This is a genomic window from Pseudomonas sp. OTU5201 (assembly GCF_038440135.1).
Taxonomy (GTDB): Bacteria; Pseudomonadota; Gammaproteobacteria; order Pseudomonadales; family Pseudomonadaceae; genus Metapseudomonas; species Metapseudomonas resinovorans.
Map to the genome: position 1 here is coordinate 41,832 of NZ_JASATC010000008.1, position 20,690 is coordinate 62,521.

Annotated in this window: 18 protein-coding genes and 1 tRNA gene; 13 read left to right on the forward strand and 6 right to left on the reverse strand. The window is 63.4% G+C overall.

Features of this window, described 5'->3' with window-relative positions; genetic code table 11:
- Positions 1-78: 78 nt before the first annotated feature.
- The 4 genes from AAHM40_RS07065 (at position 79) to AAHM40_RS07080 (ending at position 4,769) form a co-directional block, all read left to right on the forward strand.
- On the forward strand, positions 79-1,350 hold the full coding sequence (locus tag AAHM40_RS07065) for a YeaH/YhbH family protein (RefSeq protein WP_342244011.1): 1,272 nt from the start codon (positions 79-81) through the stop codon (positions 1,348-1,350).
- Between the two features lie 13 nt (positions 1,351-1,363).
- Complete coding sequence (locus AAHM40_RS07070) at positions 1,364-2,929, forward strand: SpoVR family protein (RefSeq protein WP_342244012.1); 1,566 nt, start codon at positions 1,364-1,366, stop codon at positions 2,927-2,929.
- Positions 2,930-2,994: 65 nt separating this feature from the next.
- Complete coding sequence (locus AAHM40_RS07075) at positions 2,995-3,504, forward strand: DUF4136 domain-containing protein (protein WP_342244013.1); 510 nt, start codon at positions 2,995-2,997, stop codon at positions 3,502-3,504.
- Between the two features lie 32 nt (positions 3,505-3,536).
- Positions 3,537-4,769 carry a multifunctional CCA addition/repair protein gene (locus tag AAHM40_RS07080; protein ID WP_342244014.1) on the forward strand — a complete coding sequence of 411 codons (1,233 nt, stop codon included), beginning with the start codon at positions 3,537-3,539 and terminating at the stop codon, positions 4,767-4,769.
- Here the strand turns inward: AAHM40_RS07080 and folK are convergent.
- Entirely contained in the window at positions 4,742-5,284 is a 543-nt protein-coding gene (gene folK, locus AAHM40_RS07085) for a 2-amino-4-hydroxy-6-hydroxymethyldihydropteridine diphosphokinase (protein WP_342244015.1), read from the reverse strand. The two genes, AAHM40_RS07080 and folK, sit on opposite strands and share 28 nt — an antisense overlap.
- Positions 5,275-5,628, reverse strand: coding sequence for a dihydroneopterin aldolase (gene folB / locus AAHM40_RS07090; RefSeq protein ID WP_028631090.1), 354 nt, complete (start codon positions 5,626-5,628; stop codon positions 5,275-5,277). The genes folK and folB overlap by 10 nt, the downstream gene beginning before the upstream one ends.
- A gap of 51 nt (positions 5,629-5,679) precedes the next feature.
- Here folB and plsY point away from each other — a divergent pair, with 51 nt between their 5' ends.
- On the forward strand, positions 5,680-6,249 hold the full coding sequence (gene plsY / locus AAHM40_RS07095; protein WP_342244016.1) for a glycerol-3-phosphate 1-O-acyltransferase PlsY: 570 nt from the start codon (positions 5,680-5,682) through the stop codon (positions 6,247-6,249).
- A gap of 31 nt (positions 6,250-6,280) precedes the next feature.
- On the opposite strand, the gene tsaD is transcribed toward plsY, so the two are convergent.
- A complete protein-coding gene (gene tsaD / locus AAHM40_RS07100; RefSeq protein WP_342244017.1) occupies positions 6,281-7,306 on the reverse strand; it encodes a tRNA (adenosine(37)-N6)-threonylcarbamoyltransferase complex transferase subunit TsaD in 1,026 nt (341 codons plus the stop codon).
- A 206-nt stretch (positions 7,307-7,512) separates the two neighbouring features.
- Between tsaD and rpsU the strand changes: the two genes are divergently transcribed.
- From rpsU to AAHM40_RS07130, 6 genes are all read left to right on the forward strand, one after another.
- Positions 7,513-7,728, forward strand: coding sequence for a 30S ribosomal protein S21 (gene rpsU / locus AAHM40_RS07105; RefSeq protein ID WP_010795989.1), 216 nt, complete (start codon positions 7,513-7,515; stop codon positions 7,726-7,728).
- A gap of 189 nt (positions 7,729-7,917) precedes the next feature.
- Positions 7,918-9,906, forward strand: coding sequence for a DNA primase (gene dnaG / locus AAHM40_RS07110; RefSeq protein WP_342244018.1), 1,989 nt, complete (start codon positions 7,918-7,920; stop codon positions 9,904-9,906).
- Positions 9,907-9,972: 66 nt separating this feature from the next.
- Complete coding sequence (gene rpoD, locus AAHM40_RS07115; RefSeq protein ID WP_342244019.1) at positions 9,973-11,826, forward strand: RNA polymerase sigma factor RpoD; 1,854 nt, start codon at positions 9,973-9,975, stop codon at positions 11,824-11,826.
- A 141-nt stretch (positions 11,827-11,967) separates the two neighbouring features.
- On the forward strand, positions 11,968-15,705 hold the full coding sequence (locus AAHM40_RS07120; protein WP_342244020.1) for a bifunctional diguanylate cyclase/phosphodiesterase: 3,738 nt from the start codon (positions 11,968-11,970) through the stop codon (positions 15,703-15,705).
- A gap of 15 nt (positions 15,706-15,720) precedes the next feature.
- Positions 15,721-15,797, forward strand: a tRNA-Ile gene (locus AAHM40_RS07125).
- A 101-nt stretch (positions 15,798-15,898) separates the two neighbouring features.
- A complete protein-coding gene (locus tag AAHM40_RS07130) occupies positions 15,899-16,852 on the forward strand; it encodes a 1-phosphofructokinase family hexose kinase (RefSeq protein ID WP_342244021.1) in 954 nt (317 codons plus the stop codon).
- A gap of 54 nt (positions 16,853-16,906) precedes the next feature.
- Here the strand turns inward: AAHM40_RS07130 and AAHM40_RS07135 are convergent, their stop codons facing one another.
- Positions 16,907-17,404, reverse strand: a complete 498-nt coding sequence (locus AAHM40_RS07135) for a DUF1543 domain-containing protein (protein ID WP_342244022.1) — start codon at positions 17,402-17,404, stop codon at positions 16,907-16,909.
- Positions 17,405-17,497: 93 nt separating this feature from the next.
- On the opposite strand from AAHM40_RS07135, the gene AAHM40_RS07140 reads away from it, so the two are divergent.
- Positions 17,498-17,833, forward strand: a complete 336-nt coding sequence (locus AAHM40_RS07140) for a hypothetical protein (RefSeq protein ID WP_342244023.1) — start codon at positions 17,498-17,500, stop codon at positions 17,831-17,833.
- A gap of 193 nt (positions 17,834-18,026) precedes the next feature.
- Here AAHM40_RS07140 and AAHM40_RS07145 read toward each other — a convergent pair whose 3' ends face one another.
- The gene (locus AAHM40_RS07145; RefSeq protein WP_342244024.1) at positions 18,027-18,764 is read right to left on the reverse strand and encodes an aspartate/glutamate racemase family protein; all 738 of its coding nucleotides are present in this window, start codon (positions 18,762-18,764) and stop codon (positions 18,027-18,029) included.
- 7 nt (positions 18,765-18,771) lie between these two features.
- Entirely contained in the window at positions 18,772-19,461 is a 690-nt protein-coding gene (locus AAHM40_RS07150) for a GntR family transcriptional regulator (RefSeq protein WP_342244025.1), read from the reverse strand.
- Positions 19,462-19,603: 142 nt separating this feature from the next.
- Between AAHM40_RS07150 and AAHM40_RS07155 the strand changes: the two genes are divergently transcribed.
- Positions 19,604-20,689, forward strand: a complete 1,086-nt coding sequence (locus tag AAHM40_RS07155; RefSeq protein WP_342244026.1) for an ABC transporter ATP-binding protein — start codon at positions 19,604-19,606, stop codon at positions 20,687-20,689.
- Position 20,690: the final 1 nt, after the last annotated feature.

Genomic DNA, 20,690 nt, shown 5'->3' on the forward strand with positions numbered 1-20,690 from the left:
CAGGAATACGCTAGCCGGAGGCGCCGTCTCGTACGGCGTCCTCCGCGTCTTGCAGCCTGAAGCTCCCCGGAGGGGTCTATGAGCTATGTCATCGACAGGCGTTTGAACGGCAAGAACAAGAGCACGGTGAACCGCCAGCGGTTCCTGCGGCGCTACCGCGAGCACATCAAGAAGGCCGTGGAGGAGGCCGTGAGCCGCCGTTCCATCACCGATATGGAGCATGGCGAACAGATCAGCATCCCCGGCCGCGACATCGACGAGCCCGTCCTGCACCACGGCCGTGGCGGACGGCAGACCATCGTCCATCCCGGCAACAAGGAATTCACCACCGGCGATCGCATTCCGCGCCCCCAGGGCGGGGGTGGAGGCCGTGGCGGGGGCAAGGCCAGCAACCAGGGTGAGGGCATGGACGACTTCGTCTTCCAGATCACCCAGGAAGAATTCCTCGACTTCATGTTCGAGGACCTCGAATTACCCAATCTGGTCAAACGTCACCTCACCGGTGCCGATACCTTCAAGACCGTGCGAGCCGGCATCAGCAATGAAGGCAATCCTTCGCGCATCAATATCGTCCGCACCCTGCGCTCGGCCCACGCCCGGCGCATCGCCTTGTCCGGCAGCAGCCGCGGCAAACTGAAGGTAGCGAAAGAAGAACTGGAACGCCTGAAGCGCGAGGAGCCGGATAACTTCGGCGATATACAGGAACTTGAAGCAGAAATCGCAAAACTTCGCGCCAGAATTGAACGTGTACCCTTCCTCGACACGTTCGACCTCAAGTACAACCTGCTGGTCAAGCAGCCCAACCCCTCCTCCAAGGCAGTGATGTTCTGCCTGATGGACGTCTCCGGCTCCATGACCCAGGCCACCAAGGACATCGCCAAGCGCTTCTTCATCCTCCTGTACCTGTTCCTCAAGCGGAATTACGACAAGATCGAGGTCGTGTTCATCCGCCACCACACCAGCGCCCGCGAGGTCGACGAGGAGGAGTTCTTCTATTCCCGGGAAACCGGCGGCACCATTGTCTCCAGTGCGCTCAAGTTGATGCAGGAGATCATGGCCGAGCGCTATCCCATCAACGAATGGAACATTTATGCCGCACAGGCCTCGGACGGCGACAACTGGAACGACGATTCACCCATCTGCCGGGATATCCTGATCAAGCAGATCATGCCGTTCGTGCAGTACTACACCTACGTCGAGATCACTCCGCGCGAGCACCAGGCGCTGTGGTACGAGTACGAGCAGGTCTGCGATACGTTCGGCGATACCTTCGCCCAGCAGCAGATCGTCTCGGCGGCGGATATCTACCCGGTGTTCCGCGAGCTGTTTCAACGCAGGCTCGTGACCTGAGGGGAGGCGTGAAATGACTGCCAGCAAGAAGGAACGCAAGCCCATCTCCACGGGATCGGAATGGACCTTCGACCTGATTCGCACTTATGACCGCGAGATCAGCCGGATCGCCGAGCGCTATGCGCTGGACACCTACCCGAACCAGATCGAAGTGATCAGCGCCGAGCAGATGATGGATGCCTACGCCTCCGTCGGCATGCCCATCGGCTACCACCACTGGTCCTACGGCAAGCACTTTCTCGCCACCGAGAAAGGCTATTCGCGCGGCCAGATGGGCCTGGCCTACGAGATTGTGATCAACTCCGATCCCTGCATCGCATACCTGATGGAAGAAAACACCATCACCATGCAGGCCTTGGTCATCGCCCACGCCTGCTACGGCCACAACAGCTTCTTCAAGGGCAACTACCTTTTCCGCACCTGGACTGACGCCAGCTCCATCATCGACTACCTGGTGTTTGCCAAGCAGTACATCATGCAGTGCGAGGAACGCCATGGCATCGACGCGGTAGAAGACCTGCTGGACTCCTGCCATGCCCTGATGAACTACGGCGTTGACCGCTACAAGCGCCCGTACCCGATCTCCGCCGAGGAAGAGCGGCGCCGGCAGAAGGAGCGCGAAGAGCACCTGCAGAAACAGATCAACGACCTCTGGCGCACCATTCCCAAGGGTACCGGCAAAGGTGGCGAGCGGGACAACCAGCGCTTCCCCGCCGAACCACAGGAAAACATCCTCTACTTCATCGAAAAACACGCCCCCCTGCTCGAACCCTGGCAGCGGGAAGTGGTGCGCATCGTGCGCAAGATCGCCCAGTACTTCTATCCGCAACGCCAGACTCAGGTGATGAACGAAGGCTGGGCCACCTTCTGGCACTACACCATCCTCAACGATCTGTACGACGAAGGCCTGGTCACCGACGGCTTCATGATGGAGTTCCTCCAGTCGCACACCAGCGTGGTCTACCAGCCGCCTTTCGATAGCCCCTACTACAGCGGCATCAACCCCTATGCCCTGGGCTTCGCCATGTACCGCGACATCCGCCGCATCTGCGAGGAGCCAACCGAAGAAGACAGGTACTGGTTCCCGGACATTGCCGGCAGCGATTGGTTGTCCACGCTCAAGTTCGCCATGAATAGCTTCAAGGACGAGAGCTTCATCCTGCAGTTCCTCTCACCCAAAGTGATTCGCGACTTCAAGCTGTTCAGCATCCTCGACGATGACCAGAAGGACGAACTGCTTGTTCCGGCCATCCATGACGAACAGGGCTACCGCCTGATCCGCGAAACCCTGGCGGCCCAGTACAACCTGGGCAACCGCGAGCCCAACGTACAGATCTGGAGTGTCGATCGCCGTGGTGACCGCTCGCTCACCCTGCGCCACCAGCAGCACGACCGCAAACCTTTGGGCGAATCGACCGAGGAGGTACTCAAGCACCTGCACCGCCTCTGGGGTTTCGACATTCACCTGGAGACCCGACACGGCGAACAGATCACCGGGAGCCACCACGTTCCCCCAAAGGGGGAACGCACTGAGGACGGGGAATACCCACGCCTGGACCTGATCATTCCACCCATTTGATCGGTTGACCGCATGCCCGGCGCACGCCGAGCATGCGGCTAACCCTCTATGGGAGCCGCCCTCAGATGCGCCTGTTCCTCGTCCTGCTGCTGTGCCTGGCCCTGGCCACCTGTTCGACCTCCGTGCCCCAGATCCGCATCGTGCAGCCGGCCACTGCCGAGCTGGCTGGGCGCATCCGCTTCGAGCTGGTTTCACCAGAGCAGGCACTAGATGGCGAACTGCCCTACGAGGACCGCTATGCCCAGGTCGCAGCACTCATCAGCCACGGCTTGGAAGCACGCGGCTACCGCGCCACCCGCGATGCACAGTTTCGGGTCTACTACTGGCTGGCGGTGAACGACCAGCCACTGGAATTCAAGGTCGACCCGGCACCACCCAGCCCCCTCGGCCCCTACCAGGCCATCCACCGACTGCGCGATGAAACCGGCACCTTGCGCCTGCGCTTGACCGACACTGCCGGCACTGTGCTCTGGGAAGGCTTGGCCAGCACCGGCCTAAGCCCCTCCTGGGACAGCGCCAAACTGCTGGAAAGCGCGGTTCGCGCACTGGTCGAGCAGGTCCCCGCGGCCCGTTAGACTGCTATCCTCCGCAGCCACGGAGGCAAGCCATGCAGATATACAAAGTGGGCGGAGCAGTACGCGACCGCCTTTTGGGTCGCACAGTGACCGAGAATGACTGGGTCGTGGTGGGCGCCACCGCCGAGGAAATGCTCGAAAAGGGCTACCGCCCGGTGGGCGCCGACTTCCCGGTGTTCCTCCACCCGGAGACCGGCGAGGAATATGCGCTGGCGCGCACCGAGCGCAAGAGCGGACGCGGCTACGGCGGATTCACCTTCTACGCCAGCCCGGACGTGACGCTCGAGCAAGACCTGATCCGCCGCGACCTTACGGTCAATGCCATGGCCGAGGACGATCACGGGCACCTGATCGACCCCTACGGCGGCCAGAAAGACCTGAAAGCCCGGCTACTGCGCCATGTATCCCCGGCATTCGCCGAAGACCCCCTGCGCGTGCTGCGTGTGGCGCGCTTCGCTGCACGCTATGCGCCGCTGGGCTTCACAGTTGCCAAGGAAACCCTCGCGCTAATGCAACAGATCGCCGAGTCCGGCGAACTGGACGCACTGTCGCCGGAGCGTAGCTGGAAGGAAATCTCCCGCGCCCTGATGGAGCCGCGTCCGGATGTGTTCATTCAGGTGCTGCGCGACAGCGGCGCCCTCGCAGCCTGGTTGCCGGAAATGGACCGTCTGTTCGGCGTGCCGCAGCCGGAAAAGCACCATCCCGAGGTGGATTCCGGTGTGCATGTACTGGCCGTGTTGCGCCAGTGCGCCGAGCACAACCAACCGCTGACAGTGCGCTGGGCCAGCCTGCTGCATGACCTGGGCAAGGGGCTTACCCCGGAAGAGGAGTGGCCGCAGCACATCGCCCACGAGAAGCGTGGACTGAAGCTGATCAGGACGGTGAACGAGCGCTGCAAGGCACCTCGTGACTGTCAGGAACTGGCGCTGCTGGTGGGCGAGTATCACACCCACGCCCATCGCGCCCTGGAACTGCGCGCCTCGACCTTGCTTGAACTGCTACAGAGTTTCGACGTCTATCGCCGACCGCAACGTTTCGAAGAGTTCGTTGCAGCCAGCGAAATGGATGCCCGCGGCAGGACCGGCCTCGAACGGCGCGACTATCCCCAGGCTGCCTATCTCCTGGGCGCAGCCGCAGTCGCCCGCGGCGTGGCAGTGCAGCCACTGCTGGCGAAGGGGCTCAAAGGCGCAGAGCTGGGTGAAGCGCTCAAGGGCGAACGCCTCAAGGCGCTCAAGGCTTACAAGGAAAGTCGCGGAAAGGCCTGAATCAGGTCTGGCGGCGTCAACTCGACGCCGCCCCAAGAGAAGGACGCAGGCCAGAGTGCCTGCTCAATGGCGGCGTTTTCCCAGAGTTCAGCGAAGGTGCGGTTTTCACCCGGGTGCCTCACTTCCGGCGCCAGCAGCGCCAGGGGCCAGAGCACAAAAGCATTCTTCAACACCTCGGGGCGCGGCAGGACCAGGCCATCGAAGTTGCCCACGCGGTCGCCATAGAGCAACACATCGATATCCAGCGGCAAGCCCTTTCGGCCCGGTGCATACCGGCCGTTATCGGCCTCGATCTCCTTCAGTCGGCGATCCAGTTCGTGCAGGGACAAATCGGCTCGGGCGGCCACCACGAAATTGAAGAAATTCCCGCTCTTGATACCCACAGGAAGACTCTCGAACACCGGCGAACAACGGATGTCCTGCAGGAAGCCACCCAAGGCCTTGAGCCCTGCCGTGAGGTTGCGCTCGCGCTCGATGTTGCTGCCGAGGCCAAGGTAGATAGGGGTCAGCGACATCCGCGCTCGATCTCCACGCCAACGCTGCTGGCCGCCGGTACGGCGCCAGGCTTGTGCAATTTCAGACGGACCCACGGGATGTTGAACTCGGTCATCAGTACGGCAACCAGCCGCTCGGCGAACGTTTCCACCAACAGGAACTGCGCTTCGGCGGCGAAAGCCTGGATGCGCTGGGACACAGCCGCGTAATCGAGTGCCTTGTCCAGGTCATCGCCCTCGGCTGCGGGGCGATTGTCCCAGCCCAGTTGCAGGTCCAGGCGCAGGCACTGGCGAATGCTGCGTTCCCAGTCATAGGCACCGATTACGGTGTCGACCTCCAGACCCTCGATGAAAACCGTGTCCACGTCAGTGATGCCCCGCTAGAATCGGGACTTCCTCGCCCCGGAATGGATACCATGTTTTGGCTGCTGGCGACTCTCGCCTACCTGCTCGGATCGTTGTCCTTCGCCATTCTGCTCAGCCGTGTGTTCGGCACGGGCGACCCACGTGCCCAGGGCTCCGGCAACCCTGGCGCCACCAACATGCTGCGGGTGGCAGGAAAGAAGCTGGCGATCCTGACCCTGCTCGGCGACCTGCTCAAAGGACTGCTGCCCGTATTGGTCGCCCATCTCTGCGGCCTCGAAGTCCAGCAGCAGGCCTGGATTGGCCTTGCCGCAGTGCTCGGGCACCTCTATCCCCTGTACTTCCGCTTCCGAGGCGGCAAGGGCGTCGCCACCGCCGCCGGCATGCTGCTGGGGCTATACCCCCTGGCCGCACTGCTGGCTGTTTGTGTCTGGCTGTTGACCTTCCATCTGACTCGTACCAGCTCGCTGGCGGCGCTGATCGCTACGCCGCTGACCTTGCCATTGCTGGCCTGGCAGCAACCCGGTGCGCTCTTGCCAATGACGGTACTGACCGGACTCATTGTCTGGCGCCATCGCGGCAATCTACGCGACCTTTTTGCCGGACGCGAACGGCATTTCTGAACACCTCGAGTGAAAACGGCTCAAGCCGCCATCAGATCGCGGGAAGCTGTTCCATCGGCCAACGTGCCTGAACCGCGATTGCGGGACCGTCATGCTGTCCCGCCAGCAGTCGCTGGCATCCAGCGTAGGCAATCATCGCGCCGTTGTCGGTGCAAAAGCGCGGCCGCGCGTAGAACACATCGCCCTTGAGATCGCCCAGCATCTTGCCCAGGGACTGGCGCAGCGACTGGTTGGCGCTGACACCGCCCGCGATCACCAGGCGATTAAGGCCAGTCTGCTTGAGAGAACGTTTGCACTTGATGGTGAGAGTCTCCACCACCGCCTGCTCGAAGGCCAGAGCGATGTCGCAACGGGTTTGCTCACCGTCGTCCCCAGCATCGCGGCACTGCTGCCAGGTGTTGAGGGCGAAGGTTTTGAGGCCACTGAAGCTGAAATCCAGGCCGGGGCGATCAGTCATCGGACGGGGGAAGGTGAAGCGACCCGGCGTACCACTCTGGGCCAGGCGGGCGATCTCCGGGCCACCGGGATAACCGAGGCCGATCAGCTTCGCGGTCTTATCGAAGGCCTCCCCGGCAGCGTCATCCACCGATTCGCCGAGCAGTTGGTAACGGCCAATGCCGTCTACCCGGACCAGTTGGGTATGACCACCGGAAACCAGCAAGGCGACGAACGGAAACTCCGGCGGTTGCTCTTCCAGCATGGGCGCCAGCAGGTGGCCTTCCATATGGTGCACACCGAGCGCTGGCACGCCCCAGGCGAAGGCCAGCGCCTGGGCGCAGGAGGCCCCCACCAGCAGCGCGCCCACCAGGCCGGGGCCGGCGGTGTAGGCGATGCCGTCTATATCCTCGGGTTTGCGACCGGCCTGCTCCAGCACCTCACGCAGCAACGGCAGCATGCGCTTGACGTGGTCGCGGGACGCCAGCTCAGGGACAACGCCGCCGTAGACCCGATGCAGGTCGATCTGACTGAACAGCGCATCGGCCAGCAGGCCGCGTTCACTGTCGTATAGCGCGACGCCGGTTTCGTCGCAGGAGGTTTCCAACCCCAGCACTAGCATGGGTACGAGCCCTTCTGGCCTGGCAAAAGAAGAAGGCGCGAATCATAATCGTCGCCCCCTGTGCCGACCAGCGGTTTTCGACTGAAGGCTTTGCATTCCGAGCCTTGAGGCGTTAATATCCGCAGCCCTTGAAATCCGACGCGCCACCGAGCCTGCTTTTGCCGGAATGCGTCGACCATTCGGTAATTGATGAAGGTACGACCTGGATGCCAGCCGTCAAAGTTAAAGAGAACGAACCCTTCGACGTAGCCCTGCGTCGTTTCAAGCGCTCCTGCGAGAAAGCCGGCGTACTGGCTGAAGTCCGTAGCCGTGAGTTCTACGAGAAGCCCACTTCCGAGCGCAAGCGCAAAGCCGCAGCCGCGGTCAAGCGTCATGCCAAGAAAGTGCAGCGCGAGCAGCGCCGCCGCGAGCGCCTGTACTGAGTTAACAGGCACCGCCGCACGCTCAAGCTTCGCCCGGCCCTGGCCGGGCAAGTGCATCTTGAGCACACAAGAAACTCCGCTTCGCCACGGCGATTAGCGGAGTTTTTTGCTTTCCAGCTTTCACCTCCCGCCTGTCGTCACCGACCTGGCGCGAGTATGCTTTGATCCTTCCTGCGCCCCGAGCACCCTATGGCTGGCCTGATCCCCCAAGGCTTCATCGATGACCTGCTGAACCGCACCGACATAGTCGAAGTGATCGGCGCGCGCGTGCAGCTGAAAAAGGCCGGCAAGAACTACACCGCGCGCTGCCCCTTCCATAACGAGAAGACACCGTCGTTCAGCGTCAGCCCGGACAAACAGTTCTATTACTGCTTCGGCTGCGGCGCTGGTGGCAATGCCCTCGGCTTCGTCATGGACCACGACCACCTGGACTTCCCCCAGGCGGTCGAGGATCTGGCCAAGCGCGCCGGCCTGGAAGTCCCCCGGGAAGAAGGCGGCCGCAGCAGCGGCCACCGCCAGCCAACCGACTCCCCGCTCTATGCCCTGCTCACCGCCGCGTCGGACTACTACCGCCACGCACTGAAGCAGCATCCGACGCGCAAAGCCGCAGTCGAATACCTGAAAGGTCGCGGACTGACCGGCGAAATCGCCCGCGACTTCGCCCTAGGCTTCTCCCCACCCGGCTGGGACAACCTGCTCAAACATATGGGCGGCGACAGCCTGCAGCAGAAGCACATGATCGACGCCGGCCTGTTGATCGAAAACGCCGAGACCGGCAAGCGATACGACCGCTTTCGCGACCGAGTAATGTTCCCGATCCGCGACAGCCGCGGACGCATCATCGCCTTCGGTGGCCGAGTCCTGAGCGACGACAAGCCCAAGTACCTCAACTCACCGGAAACCCCGGTATTCCACAAGGGCCAGGAGCTCTACGGGCTGTTCGAGGCACGCAAACACAATCGCAATCTCGACGAAATCATGGTCGTCGAAGGCTACATGGACGTCATCGCCCTGGCCCAGCAAGGCCTGCGCAACGCCGTCGCCACCCTGGGCACCGCCACCAGCGAAGAGCACATCCGCCGCCTGTTCCGACTGGTACCGAGCATCCTCTTCTGCTTCGACGGCGACCAAGCCGGACGCAAGGCTGCCTGGCGCGCCCTGGAAGCCACGCTTCCAAGCCTCGAAGACGGCCGCCGTGCGCGCTTCCTCTTCCTACCCGAAGGCGAGGACCCGGACAGTCTGGTTCGCAAGGAAGGCACCGACGCCTTCCGCGCGCGTATCACCCAGCATGCACAGCCACTTGCCGACTATTTCTTCCAGCAACTGACCCAGGAAGCCGACCCCTCATCCCTGGAAGGCAAGGCCCACCTGGCCACTCTAGCAGCCCCTCTGATCGAGCGCGTGCCCGGCGCCAACCTGAAAGTCCTGATGCGCCAGCGACTGGCCGAAATTACCGGCCTTAATGGCGATGCTCTCAGCCAGTTCGCACGCAGCGCCCCAGTCAGCAGCGAGAGCCACGTAAACTCGGACGACACCTACTACGAATCCTTCTCCGGCTACGGCGACCAGCAGTACGAACCCGAGCCAGCGCACTACTTCGAGCAGCCCGCCGCGCAGCAGGGCAACTGGCAGAAAGACGAGCGGCGCAAAGAGAGCTGGAAGAAGGACGACTGGAAAAAAGACGGCAAGAAGTGGAGCAAGCAAGGCCGCGATGACTTCAAGCGTCCACCGCGCACCGAGGTCAAGGTGGAATCCCCCACCCTCACCGCACTACGCACCCTGCTGCACCATCCGTCGCTTGCACAGAAAGTCGAGGATGCCAGCCATTTCGCCGCAGAAGACGACACCTATGCCCAACTCATGGTGGCATTGGTAGAGGCCGTGCAGAAGAACCCGAAACTGCGGTCGCTGCAGCTGATCGCCCGCTGGCACGGCACGGATCAGGGCCGACTGTTACGGGCTCTCGCGGAAAAGGAATGGCTGATTTCCGACGACAACCTTGAACAACAGTTTTTCGACACTATAACTAGGTTGTCGGCACGCCAGCGGGAACGCCGCCTGGAGAATCTGCTGCGCAAAGCGCGGCAAAGTGAACTCAGCGCAGAGGAAAAAGATCAGCTGCGCGACCTACTCAGCCGCAACACGTCTTCCCTGACTCCGACCTCAACTGGCGCGTAAGGCCCAGGATCAGGTATAATCCTCGGCTTGTTTTTAGCCCGCCAAGACCTAAGTGGATAGGGTGCTATGTCCGGAAAAGCGCAACAGCAGTCTCGCCTCAAAGAGTTGATCGCCCGTGGCCGTGAGCAGGGATACCTGACTTACGCGGAGGTCAACGACCACCTGCCGGAGGATATTTCCGATCCGGAACAGGTGGAAGACATCATCCGCATGATCAACGACATGGGGATCAACGTATTCGAGAGTGCCCCGGATGCGGACGCCCTATTGCTGGCCGAAGCCGACACCGACGAAGCCGCAGCAGAGGAAGCCGCTGCCGCCCTGGCCGCAGTGGAGACCGATATCGGTCGCACCACCGACCCAGTGCGCATGTACATGCGTGAAATGGGTACCGTGGAACTGCTGACTCGCGAAGGCGAAATCGAAATCGCCAAACGCATCGAGGAAGGCATCCGCGAGGTGATGAGTGCCATCGCCCACTTCCCCGGCGCCGTCGACGGCATTCTCGCCGAATACCAGCGCGTCACCACCGAAGGTGGCCGCCTGTCCGACGTTCTCAGCGGCTACATCGACCCGGATGACGGCACCGTGCCGGCTGAAGAGGTCGAGCCTGTCGAGCTTAAATCCGATACCGCCGCGGCCAAGGACAAGGACGAAGACGAAGAGGAAGAAGGCGAAAGCGACGACGCCGAAGAAGAAGGCGACGGTGGTCCGGACCCGGAAGAGGCCCTGCGCCGCTTCACAGCGGTTTCCGACCAACTCGACAAGGCCAAGAAGGCCCTGAAGAAGCATGGCCGCAGCAGCAAACAGGCTATCGAAGAACTGCTGGCCCTGGCCGAGCTGTTCATGCCGATCAAGCTGGTGCCGAAGCAATTCGACGCCCTGGTGGAAAAAGTCCGTAGCGCCCTGGACCGTGTCCGCGCCCAGGAACGCGCCATCATGCAGCTCTGCGTACGTGACGCCCGTATGCCACGTGCCGACTTCCTGCGCCTGTTCCCGGGCAACGAAGTCGACCTCGACTGGGCCGACGGCCTGGCCAAGGGCAAGGCCAAGTACGCTGAAGCCATCGGCAAGCTGGTGGTCGACATCAAGCGTAACCAGCAGAAGCTGGTAGATCTCGAGCAGGAAGTCGAACTGACTGTCAACGAGATCAAGGACGTCAACCGTCGCATGTCCATCGGCGAAGCCAAGGCTCGCCGGGCGAAGAAAGAGATGGTCGAGGCCAACCTGCGTCTCGTGATCTCCATCGCCAAGAAGTACACCAACCGCGGCCTGCAATTCCTCGATCTGATCCAGGAAGGCAACATCGGCCTGATGAAGGCGGTGGACAAGTTCGAATACCGTCGCGGCTACAAGTTCTCGACCTACGCCACCTGGTGGATCCGCCAGGCGATCACTCGCTCGATCGCCGACCAGGCGCGCACCATCCGTATCCCGGTGCACATGATCGAGACCATCAACAAGCTCAACCGCATCTCCCGTCAGATGCTGCAGGAAATGGGCCGCGAGCCCACTCCGGAAGAGCTTGGCGAACGTATGGAGATGCCTGAGGACAAGATTCGCAAGGTTCTGAAGATCGCCAAAGAGCCGATCTCCATGGAAACCCCGATCGGTGACGACGAAGACTCGCACCTGGGCGACTTCATCGAGGACAGCACCATGCAGTCCCCGATCGACGTGGCCACGGTGGAAAGCCTCAAGGAAGCCACTCGTGAAGTCCTGGCCGGCCTCACCGCCCGCGAAGCCAAGGTCCTGCGTATGCGCTTCGGCATCGACATGAACACCGACCACACCCTTGAGGAAGTCGGCAAGCAGTTCGATGTAACCCGCGAGCGTATCCGCCAGATCGAAGCCAAGGCGCTGCGCAAGCTGCGTCACCCGTCGCGAAGCGAGCACCTGCGCTCGTTCCTGGACGAGTAAGCGATATAAAGAACCCCCGGCCAGTCCGGGGGTTTTCTTTTGTGCCTCCGCAGGGCTGCAGCCGCGTGCTTTTCTCTTCCAGGCGACAGGCGGCCACGTCTACACTTCGGTCTGACATCCCTACCAGGAACGAGGTCGCCAATGGCGCGAGCGCGGGCCCTACTGATGCTCTGGCTGGCACTCTGGACCTTCCCGGCCAGCGCCCTGACGCTCACCCCGGAAGAACAGGCCTGGCTCGACAATCACGGCGAGCTGCGCCTCGGCATCGACGCCTCCTGGCCGCCCTTCGAGTTTCGCGACGCCCAGGGTAACCACCAGGGTCTGGCCGCCGACTACATCGACCAGATCCGCCGCCGACTCGGCGTGAAACTCACACCCGTCGAACCCAGCAGCTGGACTGAAGTGCTGCAACGTGCCCGCGACGGTGACCTCGACCTGCTGCCCGGCATCATGTCCACCCCGGAGCGCCAGCAATACCTGAACTTCACCCGCCCCTACCTCGACTTCCCCATCGTCATCCTGTCCCAGACCCGTGGCCCACAGCCGTCCAGCATTGACGACCTCTACGGCCTGCGCGTCGGCGTGGTAGCCGATTACGCCCCCCACGAACTGCTGCGCAACCAGCACCCCGACCTGAGCCTGCAAGCCTATCCCTCCGTTGCCGCGGCCCTCCAGGCCCTCGCCACCGGACAGGTAGATGCCTTCGTCGGCGACCTCGCCTCCAGCGTCTGGAGCCTGCGCCAACTCAAGCTCGACGGCATCAGCATCAGCGGCGAAACGCCCTACCGCTACCAGTTGGCCATGGCGACGCCGAAGAACCACCCGATGCTGGCCAGCATTCTCGACAAAGTCTTCACCGAGATCAGCCCCGAAGACGCTATCGCCATCCAGGAACGCTGGGTGGGCGGCGCCCTCTACCGAAAGCCTGACTGGGGCCGCATCCTGCTCTACGGCCTGCCTGCCCTGCTGTTACTGGCCGGCGTGCTGGCATTCGTCCTGCGCGTCAACCGCCGGCTCAGCAACGAAATGGCCAGCCGCGCCGCCCTGCAAGACGAACTGCGCAGCAGTGAACAGCACTACCGTGGCCTGGTGGAAAGCCTGAACGCCATCGCCTGGGAAATGCGCGTCGACGATTACTGCTACACCTATGTCTCCCCCCATGCCGAACGCCTGCTCGGCTACCCTCTGAGCGACTGGCTGGAGCCTGGCTTCTGGCGCCGCACCCTGCATCCCGACGACACAGCCTGGGCCAATGCCTTCTGTGAAGCGGAAACCATCGCCGGCCGGGACCACAGCCTCGACTACCGCATGATTGCCGCCGACGGTCGGGTGCTCTGGGTACGGGACATCATCACCCTCATCCCCCACGGTGAGATCCAGATGATGCGCGGCCTGATGATCGACATCACCGAGGCCAAGCAGACCGAGCAGGCCCTGCGCCTGTCCGAACAGAAGTTCGCCTCGGTGTTCCACAACTGCCCGGACATCATCGTCATCGCGCGCCGCACTGACGGCAGCCTGCTGGCCATCAACCACACCTTCGAGCAGCAGATCGGCCTCAAGGCCAGCGAAGCCCTTGGCCGCACTGCCACCGAACTCGACATCTGGGGCATTCCCGGCATCGGGCCGAAACTCCTGCAGCGTCTGCAACAGGGCAATCCGCTGCACAACCTGGAAATGCCCTTCCGGCGCGCCAATGGCGAAACCTTCATCGGCCTGATCTCCGCCCAGACCATCGATCTGGACGACACGCCCGCCCTCGTGGTGGTAGTCCGCGACATCACCCAGCTCAAGGAAACCCAGCAACTGCTGCAGGTCTCCGAAGAAAAGTTCGCCAGCGCCTTCCACGCCTCCCCGGATGGCCTGCTCATCACCCGCATCAGCGACGGATTGCTGCTGGAGGCCAACGACGGCTTCAGCCGCATCACCGGCTACAGCCAGCCGGAAGTCGCTGAGCGCTCCACCCTTGAACTCGGCCTATGGGCCAATCCGGCGGATCGTCAGCACATGATCCAGCTCATCCGCGACCAGGGCAGCCTTCACCACTTCACTACAGCCATCCACACCAAGAGCGGCCAGGTGCGCATCTGCGAGCTCTCCGCGCAGCCGATACCCATCGGCGGAGAACCCTGCTTGCTGACCATCGCTCGCGACGTCACCGAGCGTCAGCAGATGCAGGAAAAACTGCTGCAGGCCGCCACCGTCTTCGAAAGCACCGCCGAAGGCGTGATGATCACCGACACCGAACAACGCATCACCGCAGTCAACCGCGCCTTCAGCGAAATCACCGGCTACAGCGAAAGCGAAGCGCTCGGCCAGTCACCGCGCCTACTCGCGTCCGGCCAACATGACAGCGCCTTCTACGCCGCCATGTGGCACCAGCTGGAACGTGAAGGGCACTGGCAGGGCGAAATCTGGAATCGCCGCAAGAACGGCGAGCCCTACCCCGAATGGCTCACCATCAGCGCCGTACGTGACCGCTACCGCCAGGTCACACACTACGTCGGCGTGTTCGCCGACATCTCACCGCTCAAGCACGCCCAAGCGCGGCTCGACTACCAGGCCCACCACGACCCGCTCACCGGCCTGCCCAACCGCCTGCTCTTCGAAAGCCGCCTGCAACTGGCCCTGGCCGACGCCGCCAACGACAACCACCACGGCGCCGTCCTGTTCATTGACCTGGACCGCTTCAAGCACATCAACGACAGCCTCGGCCACCCAGTGGGCGACCTGCTGCTCAAAGGCATCGCCGCCCGCCTGCGCGAACAACTGCGCGATGTCGACACCGTAGCCCGCCTCGGCGGCGACGAATTCATCATCCTGCTACCCGGCCTGCACAGCGCCAGCGACGCACAATCGGTCGCCACCAAACTGCTGACCTGCTTCGAAGCCCCCGTACCCGCCGGCCAGCACGAGTTCTTCATGAGCGCCAGCATCGGCATCAGCCTGTTTCCGGAACACGGCCTGGACGTCGCCACCCTGGTGAAGAACGCCGACGCCGCCATGTACCGCGCCAAAGCCCGAGGTCGCAACCGCATCGAGTTCTACACCCACGACCTGACCAGCCAGGCCACCGAACGCATGGCCCTGGAAACCGAATTGCGCCGGGCCCTGGAGCGCAACGAACTGTCGCTCTCCTACCAACCCAAGTTCAGCCTGCAATACCAAACCCTGGTGGGCGCCGAAGCCCTGGTGCGCTGGAACCACCCACAGTTCGGCGAAATCCCACCGGAGCGCTTCATCCCCCTGGCCGAAGAAAGCGGACTCATCCTCCCACTTGGCGACTGGGTCCTGGAACACGCCTGTCGGCAAATGCAGCACTGGCAGGAACGCCATGTGCACTTCGGCCCACTCTCGATCAACCTCGCCGGCGCGCAACTGCGCCAGCCCCAGCTGGTGGAGCGCCTGCAACGGCTCCTCCAGGCCCTCGGCCTCGAGCCGCAGCGGCTACAACTGGAAATCACCGAAAGCTTCATCATGAGCCAGGCCGAAGAAGCCCTCAGCGTGCTGCACAACCTCAAGGCCCTCGGCGTGCAACTAGCCATCGACGACTTCGGCACCGGCTACTCCTCCCTGAGCTACCTCAAGCGCCTGCCGCTGGACGTGCTGAAGATCGACAAGTCCTTCGTCCGCGGCCTGCCCGACGACCCCAACGACGCCGCCATCAGCCGCGCCATCATTGCCCTCGGCCGCAGCATGCAACTCACCGTCATCGCCGAAGGGGTCGAAACCAAAGCCCAGGAACACTTCCTCGCCGCCGAAGGATGCGAACAAATTCAAGGATTTATCGTCAGCGCCGCACTGTCGGCCGAGGCATTCGCCGGTAAATTCCTCAACCCCCTCCCCGCGATTGGCGCCCAGCAAAAGGCGCCTGTATAATCCGCCGGCCTTCTGGGGCCTATAGCTCAGTCGGTTAGAGCAGAGGACTCATAATCCTTTGGTCCACGGTTCGAGTCCGTGTGGGCCCACCAAATACGAAAGCCGCGCATTGCGCGGCTTTTGCGTTTCCGCCCCCTGCCATCACCTACGCTGAACCCTGAGGCTGCAGTCCGGCAGCTGGAGGTCGTTTGGCATGATCGCCCACCGCATCGTCACCCTAACCCTCAACCCTGCGCTGGATCTGGCGACCGGGGTGCCGCGTCTGTGTCCCAATGACAAGCTGCGTTGCAGCACGCCGGTTTATGCGCCGGGTGGTGGTGGGATCAATGTGGCGCGGGCGCTGCGGCGGCTGGGTGGGGAGGCGTTGGCGTTGTTTCCGGTCGGGGGCTCTACGGGGGAGCATCTGGTGGAGCTGCTGACGGCCGAGGGCGTGGCCTGCGAGGCGTTGCCGGTGGCCGGTTGGACCCGTGAGTGCATTAACCTGACCAATGAGGCCGACGGCCAGCAGTACCGCTTTGTCTTGCCGGGCAGCCCGCTCAGCGACGCGGAGCAGGTGGGCCTGTTGGCTGGGTTGGAGGCGCTGCCGGTGCCGGATTTCCTGGTGATCAGCGGTAGCCTGCCAGAAGGTCTGGCTGCGGGTTTTCTCGTGCGCCTGCTGCGAAGCGCCCAGCAACGCGGCAGCCGCTGCGTGGTGGACAGTTCCGGCAGCGCGCTGCGGGAGGCGCTGGACTGCGGAGGTCTAGCGTTGATCAAGCCGAACCTGGATGAGTTGGCGGCGCTGGTCGGCCACCCGATCGCCGGCCCGGAGCAGCTCGCCCGTGAGGCGTGGGACCTGTTGGCCGGAGGGCGCTGCGAGGCGGTGCTGGTGTCTCTGGGGCCGCAGGGTGCTGTGCTGGTGACGCCGCACGTTTGCGAGCGCATTCCAGCGCCCACGGTGCCCCGACGCAGTACCGTGGGCGCGGGCGATAGCCTGGTGGCGGCCATGGTGTTGAAGCTCGCAGCCGGCGCCGACTGGCGTGAAGCGGCGCGCTACGGCGTGGCGGCCGGGACGGCGGCGATCATGGTCGAAGGCAGCGAGTTGTGCCGGCGCGAGGATGCGGAGCGCCTGTACGGCTGGCTCAACGGGACGCCTGCACCCTTGGCGTAAACGCGGCGCAACGACCTGCACCTGCCGTTGAGCCGATTAGCGCCTCTATTCGGCTCACCCCAGCACGATGTAGTCATTCCCCGCGCGAACGCCGCGGTGCTCCCCTGGCACCAGGTGCACATAGCGCCCGGCGACGCAGTCCAGCGGGATGCAGTCGTCCACGTCGTGCAGGTTGTCGGTGTGGGGTTTGTTCCAGTTCAGTTCGGCGAGCTGGCGTTTGCCCTTGGCCTTGGCTTCGGCCTTGTCGCGGGCGACGACCAGGAGGTAGCGGTGGTCTTCGCCGAAGGTGCCGGTTGCGTAGCCGCCGAGGTTGATGAAGTACAGGCGCGGGTCGCCGGCAGCGGGGGCGAGGTCGCTGAAGGTCACGCGGTAGCCTTCCACGCCGTCCACCGCCATCCAGGAGTCGATGTGCAGGCCCGCCGGGCTGCCGAACCAGCCTTCGCGCAGGCGTGGATAGGTGTCTTCAAGACGGTCCGCCACGGCGAATACCACGTCGTGCACTTCGATCTTCGCGCGGGGGTGTCGGCCGCCCAGCATCACCACGTACAGCATGTCCTGCTCCTCGGTCGGGGGTGGCAATCCTAGCATCGGAGCCGGGCGATTCGGCGCCCCGGCTCTTCCGAGAATTCCTACCCGGGCTGGTCATTGCTGGAGAAACTCGACCGCGACCAGTGGCGCATGGAAACCCTGCAGAAGCCCAAGGGCGACTCCGAGCAGCAGTTGCTGATCAGCGAAAGCGCCGTGTGCGAGGTGCTCAGGACGAACTATTACCACCCGGAAAACCGCCGCCTACGCCAGTGGTTCACCGGTGAAGTGGTGCCCGCCCTGCGCTCGGCCGCCCACCCGCACCTGCCCCGCCATCGCCGGGTGGAGTGGCAGGGCAAGGAGTACAGCCTGATGGAGTGGCAGGGCCGCAGCTGCGTGCGGGTAACGGATGTGGCGGAGTTGTTCGAGGGGAAGGGCCTCACGCCGGCAACCTGACCTTGTGGGGCGAATTCATTCGCTATGTCTGCGTTAACTGTTGCGAGAGATTAACCATCGGGCCAACAGCCTTGTAGGAGCTGGCTTGCCAGCGAATGGCCTCGCTTCGCTGGCAAGCCAGCTCCTGCGGGCAGGTCTTCAACCTGCTTGGCGAATGAATTCGCCCCTACAAGGTTTCACCCCTGGCGGACAATCAGGCGCCGACGGCGAAGCCCCGCAGGAATCCCGCGTAGGGCTTGGGCAGGGGGAAGTCGAGGTCGCCGCGCTTGCTGGTGGAGAGGCGCAGTTCGCCGAGCATTTCCACCATCTTCAACGCGGCGCTGACGCCGTCGATCACCGGCACGCCCAGTTCTTCCTGTAACCCCTGCGCCAGGTGGCTCATACCGCCGCAGCCGAGGACGATGGCGCCGGATTCATCGCGCGCCAGCGCGTCGCGACAGGCCGTGCGCATCAGGCGAAACAGCCCGTCCGGGTCATGGTCCAGCGCCAGCACCGGGATTTCCACGGCGTGGATGCCCCGGCAGTGTTGGTGAAAGCCATAGCGTTCCACCAGGTGGCGGGCGATGACCTTGGTGCGGCCCAGGGTGGTGACGACGCTGAAACCGGTCGCCACCCAGGTGGCCAGGTGCATGGCCGCTTCGGCGATGCCGATGACCGGATACCGCGCGATCTCTCGGGCCGCCAGCAGGCCGGGGTCGCCGAAGCAGGCAATCACATGCCCCTCGGCGCCGTCCCGCTCGCCATCGCGAATGGCCTGGAGCAACCCTGGCACGCAGAGCGCTTCGTCGTAGTGACCTTCGATGGAGGCCGGGCCGGCGCTGTTGGTCACCGCCAGCAACTCATTGCCGGGGCGCAGCAGTTGGCTGGCGGCTTCGGCCAGGCCGGCGGTCATGGCGACGCTGGTGTTCGGGTTGATCAGCTGGATTTTCATGCCGAGGTCAGGTCTCGATCAGGTGCTTCAGCGGGTGGTAGTTGGCCTTGAGCTTGCCGGCCGACTCGACGATGGCGGTTTCGATGGCCGCCAGGTGGAAGCAGGTCAGCTCGATTGCCGCGTTCTGGTTGCCGGCCTCGATGAACTCAATCAGGCGCAGGTGCTCGTCGTCGCGGCAGGCATCGTGGCGTTCGTCGTCCAGGGCGGCGGCATAGAGCGAGGCGCGGGAGATCAGCTTGCGGAACCAATCCAGCAGCACCGGGTTGTTCAGCGCCTCGGCGAGTTTTATGTGGAACTCGCCCAGCAGGTGGATCAACCGCTCGTGGTCGTGGTGGCGCCGGGCTTCTTCCTCCAGCAACAAGTGCTCGCGCAGGTCCTGCATGGCCGCGCTGTCCCGCCGCCGGCAGAGCTCGGTGACGATGCCGATTTCAATCAGCCGCCGCGTTTCGAAGAGCAGGCGGATTTCTTCATCGCTGGGCAGCGACACCCAGCAGCCCTTGTTCGGTTCGGATGAGACCAGGCCGTCTGCCTCCAGTTGCTTCAACGCCGCGCGCACCGAGGTGCGGCTCACATTGAACAGCTCCGCCAGGGAGGCCTCTCCCAGCTTCATACCCGGCCGCAGCGAGCGGTTGCTGATGGCCTGGTAAACCCCCTGGTAGACGCGGTCGACCGTGGTTTCCAGCTTCTTGTCTGCCATTCGTGACTCCGTAGATGCGTTCGCAACCTAGGCCCTGCGGGAAACAAGCAGGCAGAAAAACCCGGTTGCGTTGTCAGCATAATCCGAGTATTTCTAGATTGCATTCAAATTTTGCATACAAAAACAAGAGGAATGCACCATTATGAAGCACACATCCTCCATCGAGGTGCAACGCGTCAGCAAGCGCTACACCGATGACCCCGAGGTGGCGCCGGCGCTCGACGACGTCTCGGTCAGCATCCGCCACAACGAATTCTTCACGCTCCTCGGCCCTTCGGGCTGCGGCAAAACCACACTGCTAAGGGCCATCGCCGGCTTCGAGCAGGTCAGTTCCGGCAGCATCCAGATTGGCGGGCAGCGCGTGGATCAACTCCCGCCCTACAAGCGTCGGGTTAACACCGTGTTCCAGAACTACGCGCTCTTCCCGCACATGAGCGTGGCCGAGAATATCGCCTTCGGCCTGGAGATGCAGGGGATGGAGCACAGCGCCATTCCTGGCCGCGTGAAGGAAATGCTGGCCCTGGTGCAGATGGAGCACCTGGCCCGCCGCCGCCCCGCCGAACTCTCCGGCGGCCAGCAGCAACGCGTGGCGCTGGCCCGTGCGCTGGCGCCGCGCCCAGACGTGCTGCTGCTGGACGAACCCCTCTCCGCGCTGGACCTCAAGCTGCGCAAGGAAATGCAGGTGGAGCTCAAGCGCGTGCAGCAGGAAGCCGGCATCACCTTCATCTTCGTCACCCACGACCAGGAAGAGGCGCTGACCCTCTCCGACCGCATCGCAGTGATGTCCGCCGGCAAGATCCTGCAGATCGGCACCCCCAACGACATCTACGAACGCCCGCAGCACCGTTTCGTCGCCCACTTCATCGGCGACATCAACTTCCTGCCCGGCAACCTCAAGCGCTGTGCGCAGAACGGCAGCCTGTTCCAGCCCGAGGGTTTGCCGGTAGAAATCCCCTGCGCGCCCTCGACTCTGGACGCCGGCCAGGTGCAACTGGCCTTCCGCCCGGAGCGTTCGAAGCTGGTGGACCCCTCAGAGCCGCACCACCTGCGCGGCGTGGTCGAAGCCGTGCTTTACGTCGGCACGGCCACGCTCTATCAGTGCCGCCTGGCCAACGACGTGAAAGTGATGCTGCGGGAAAGCAACGAAGGCGCCACCAGCGCCCGTCCCGTGGGATCGCCGGTGGCGGTGCATCTGCCGCCTCACGCCTGCCTGCTGATGGAGGCCTGAG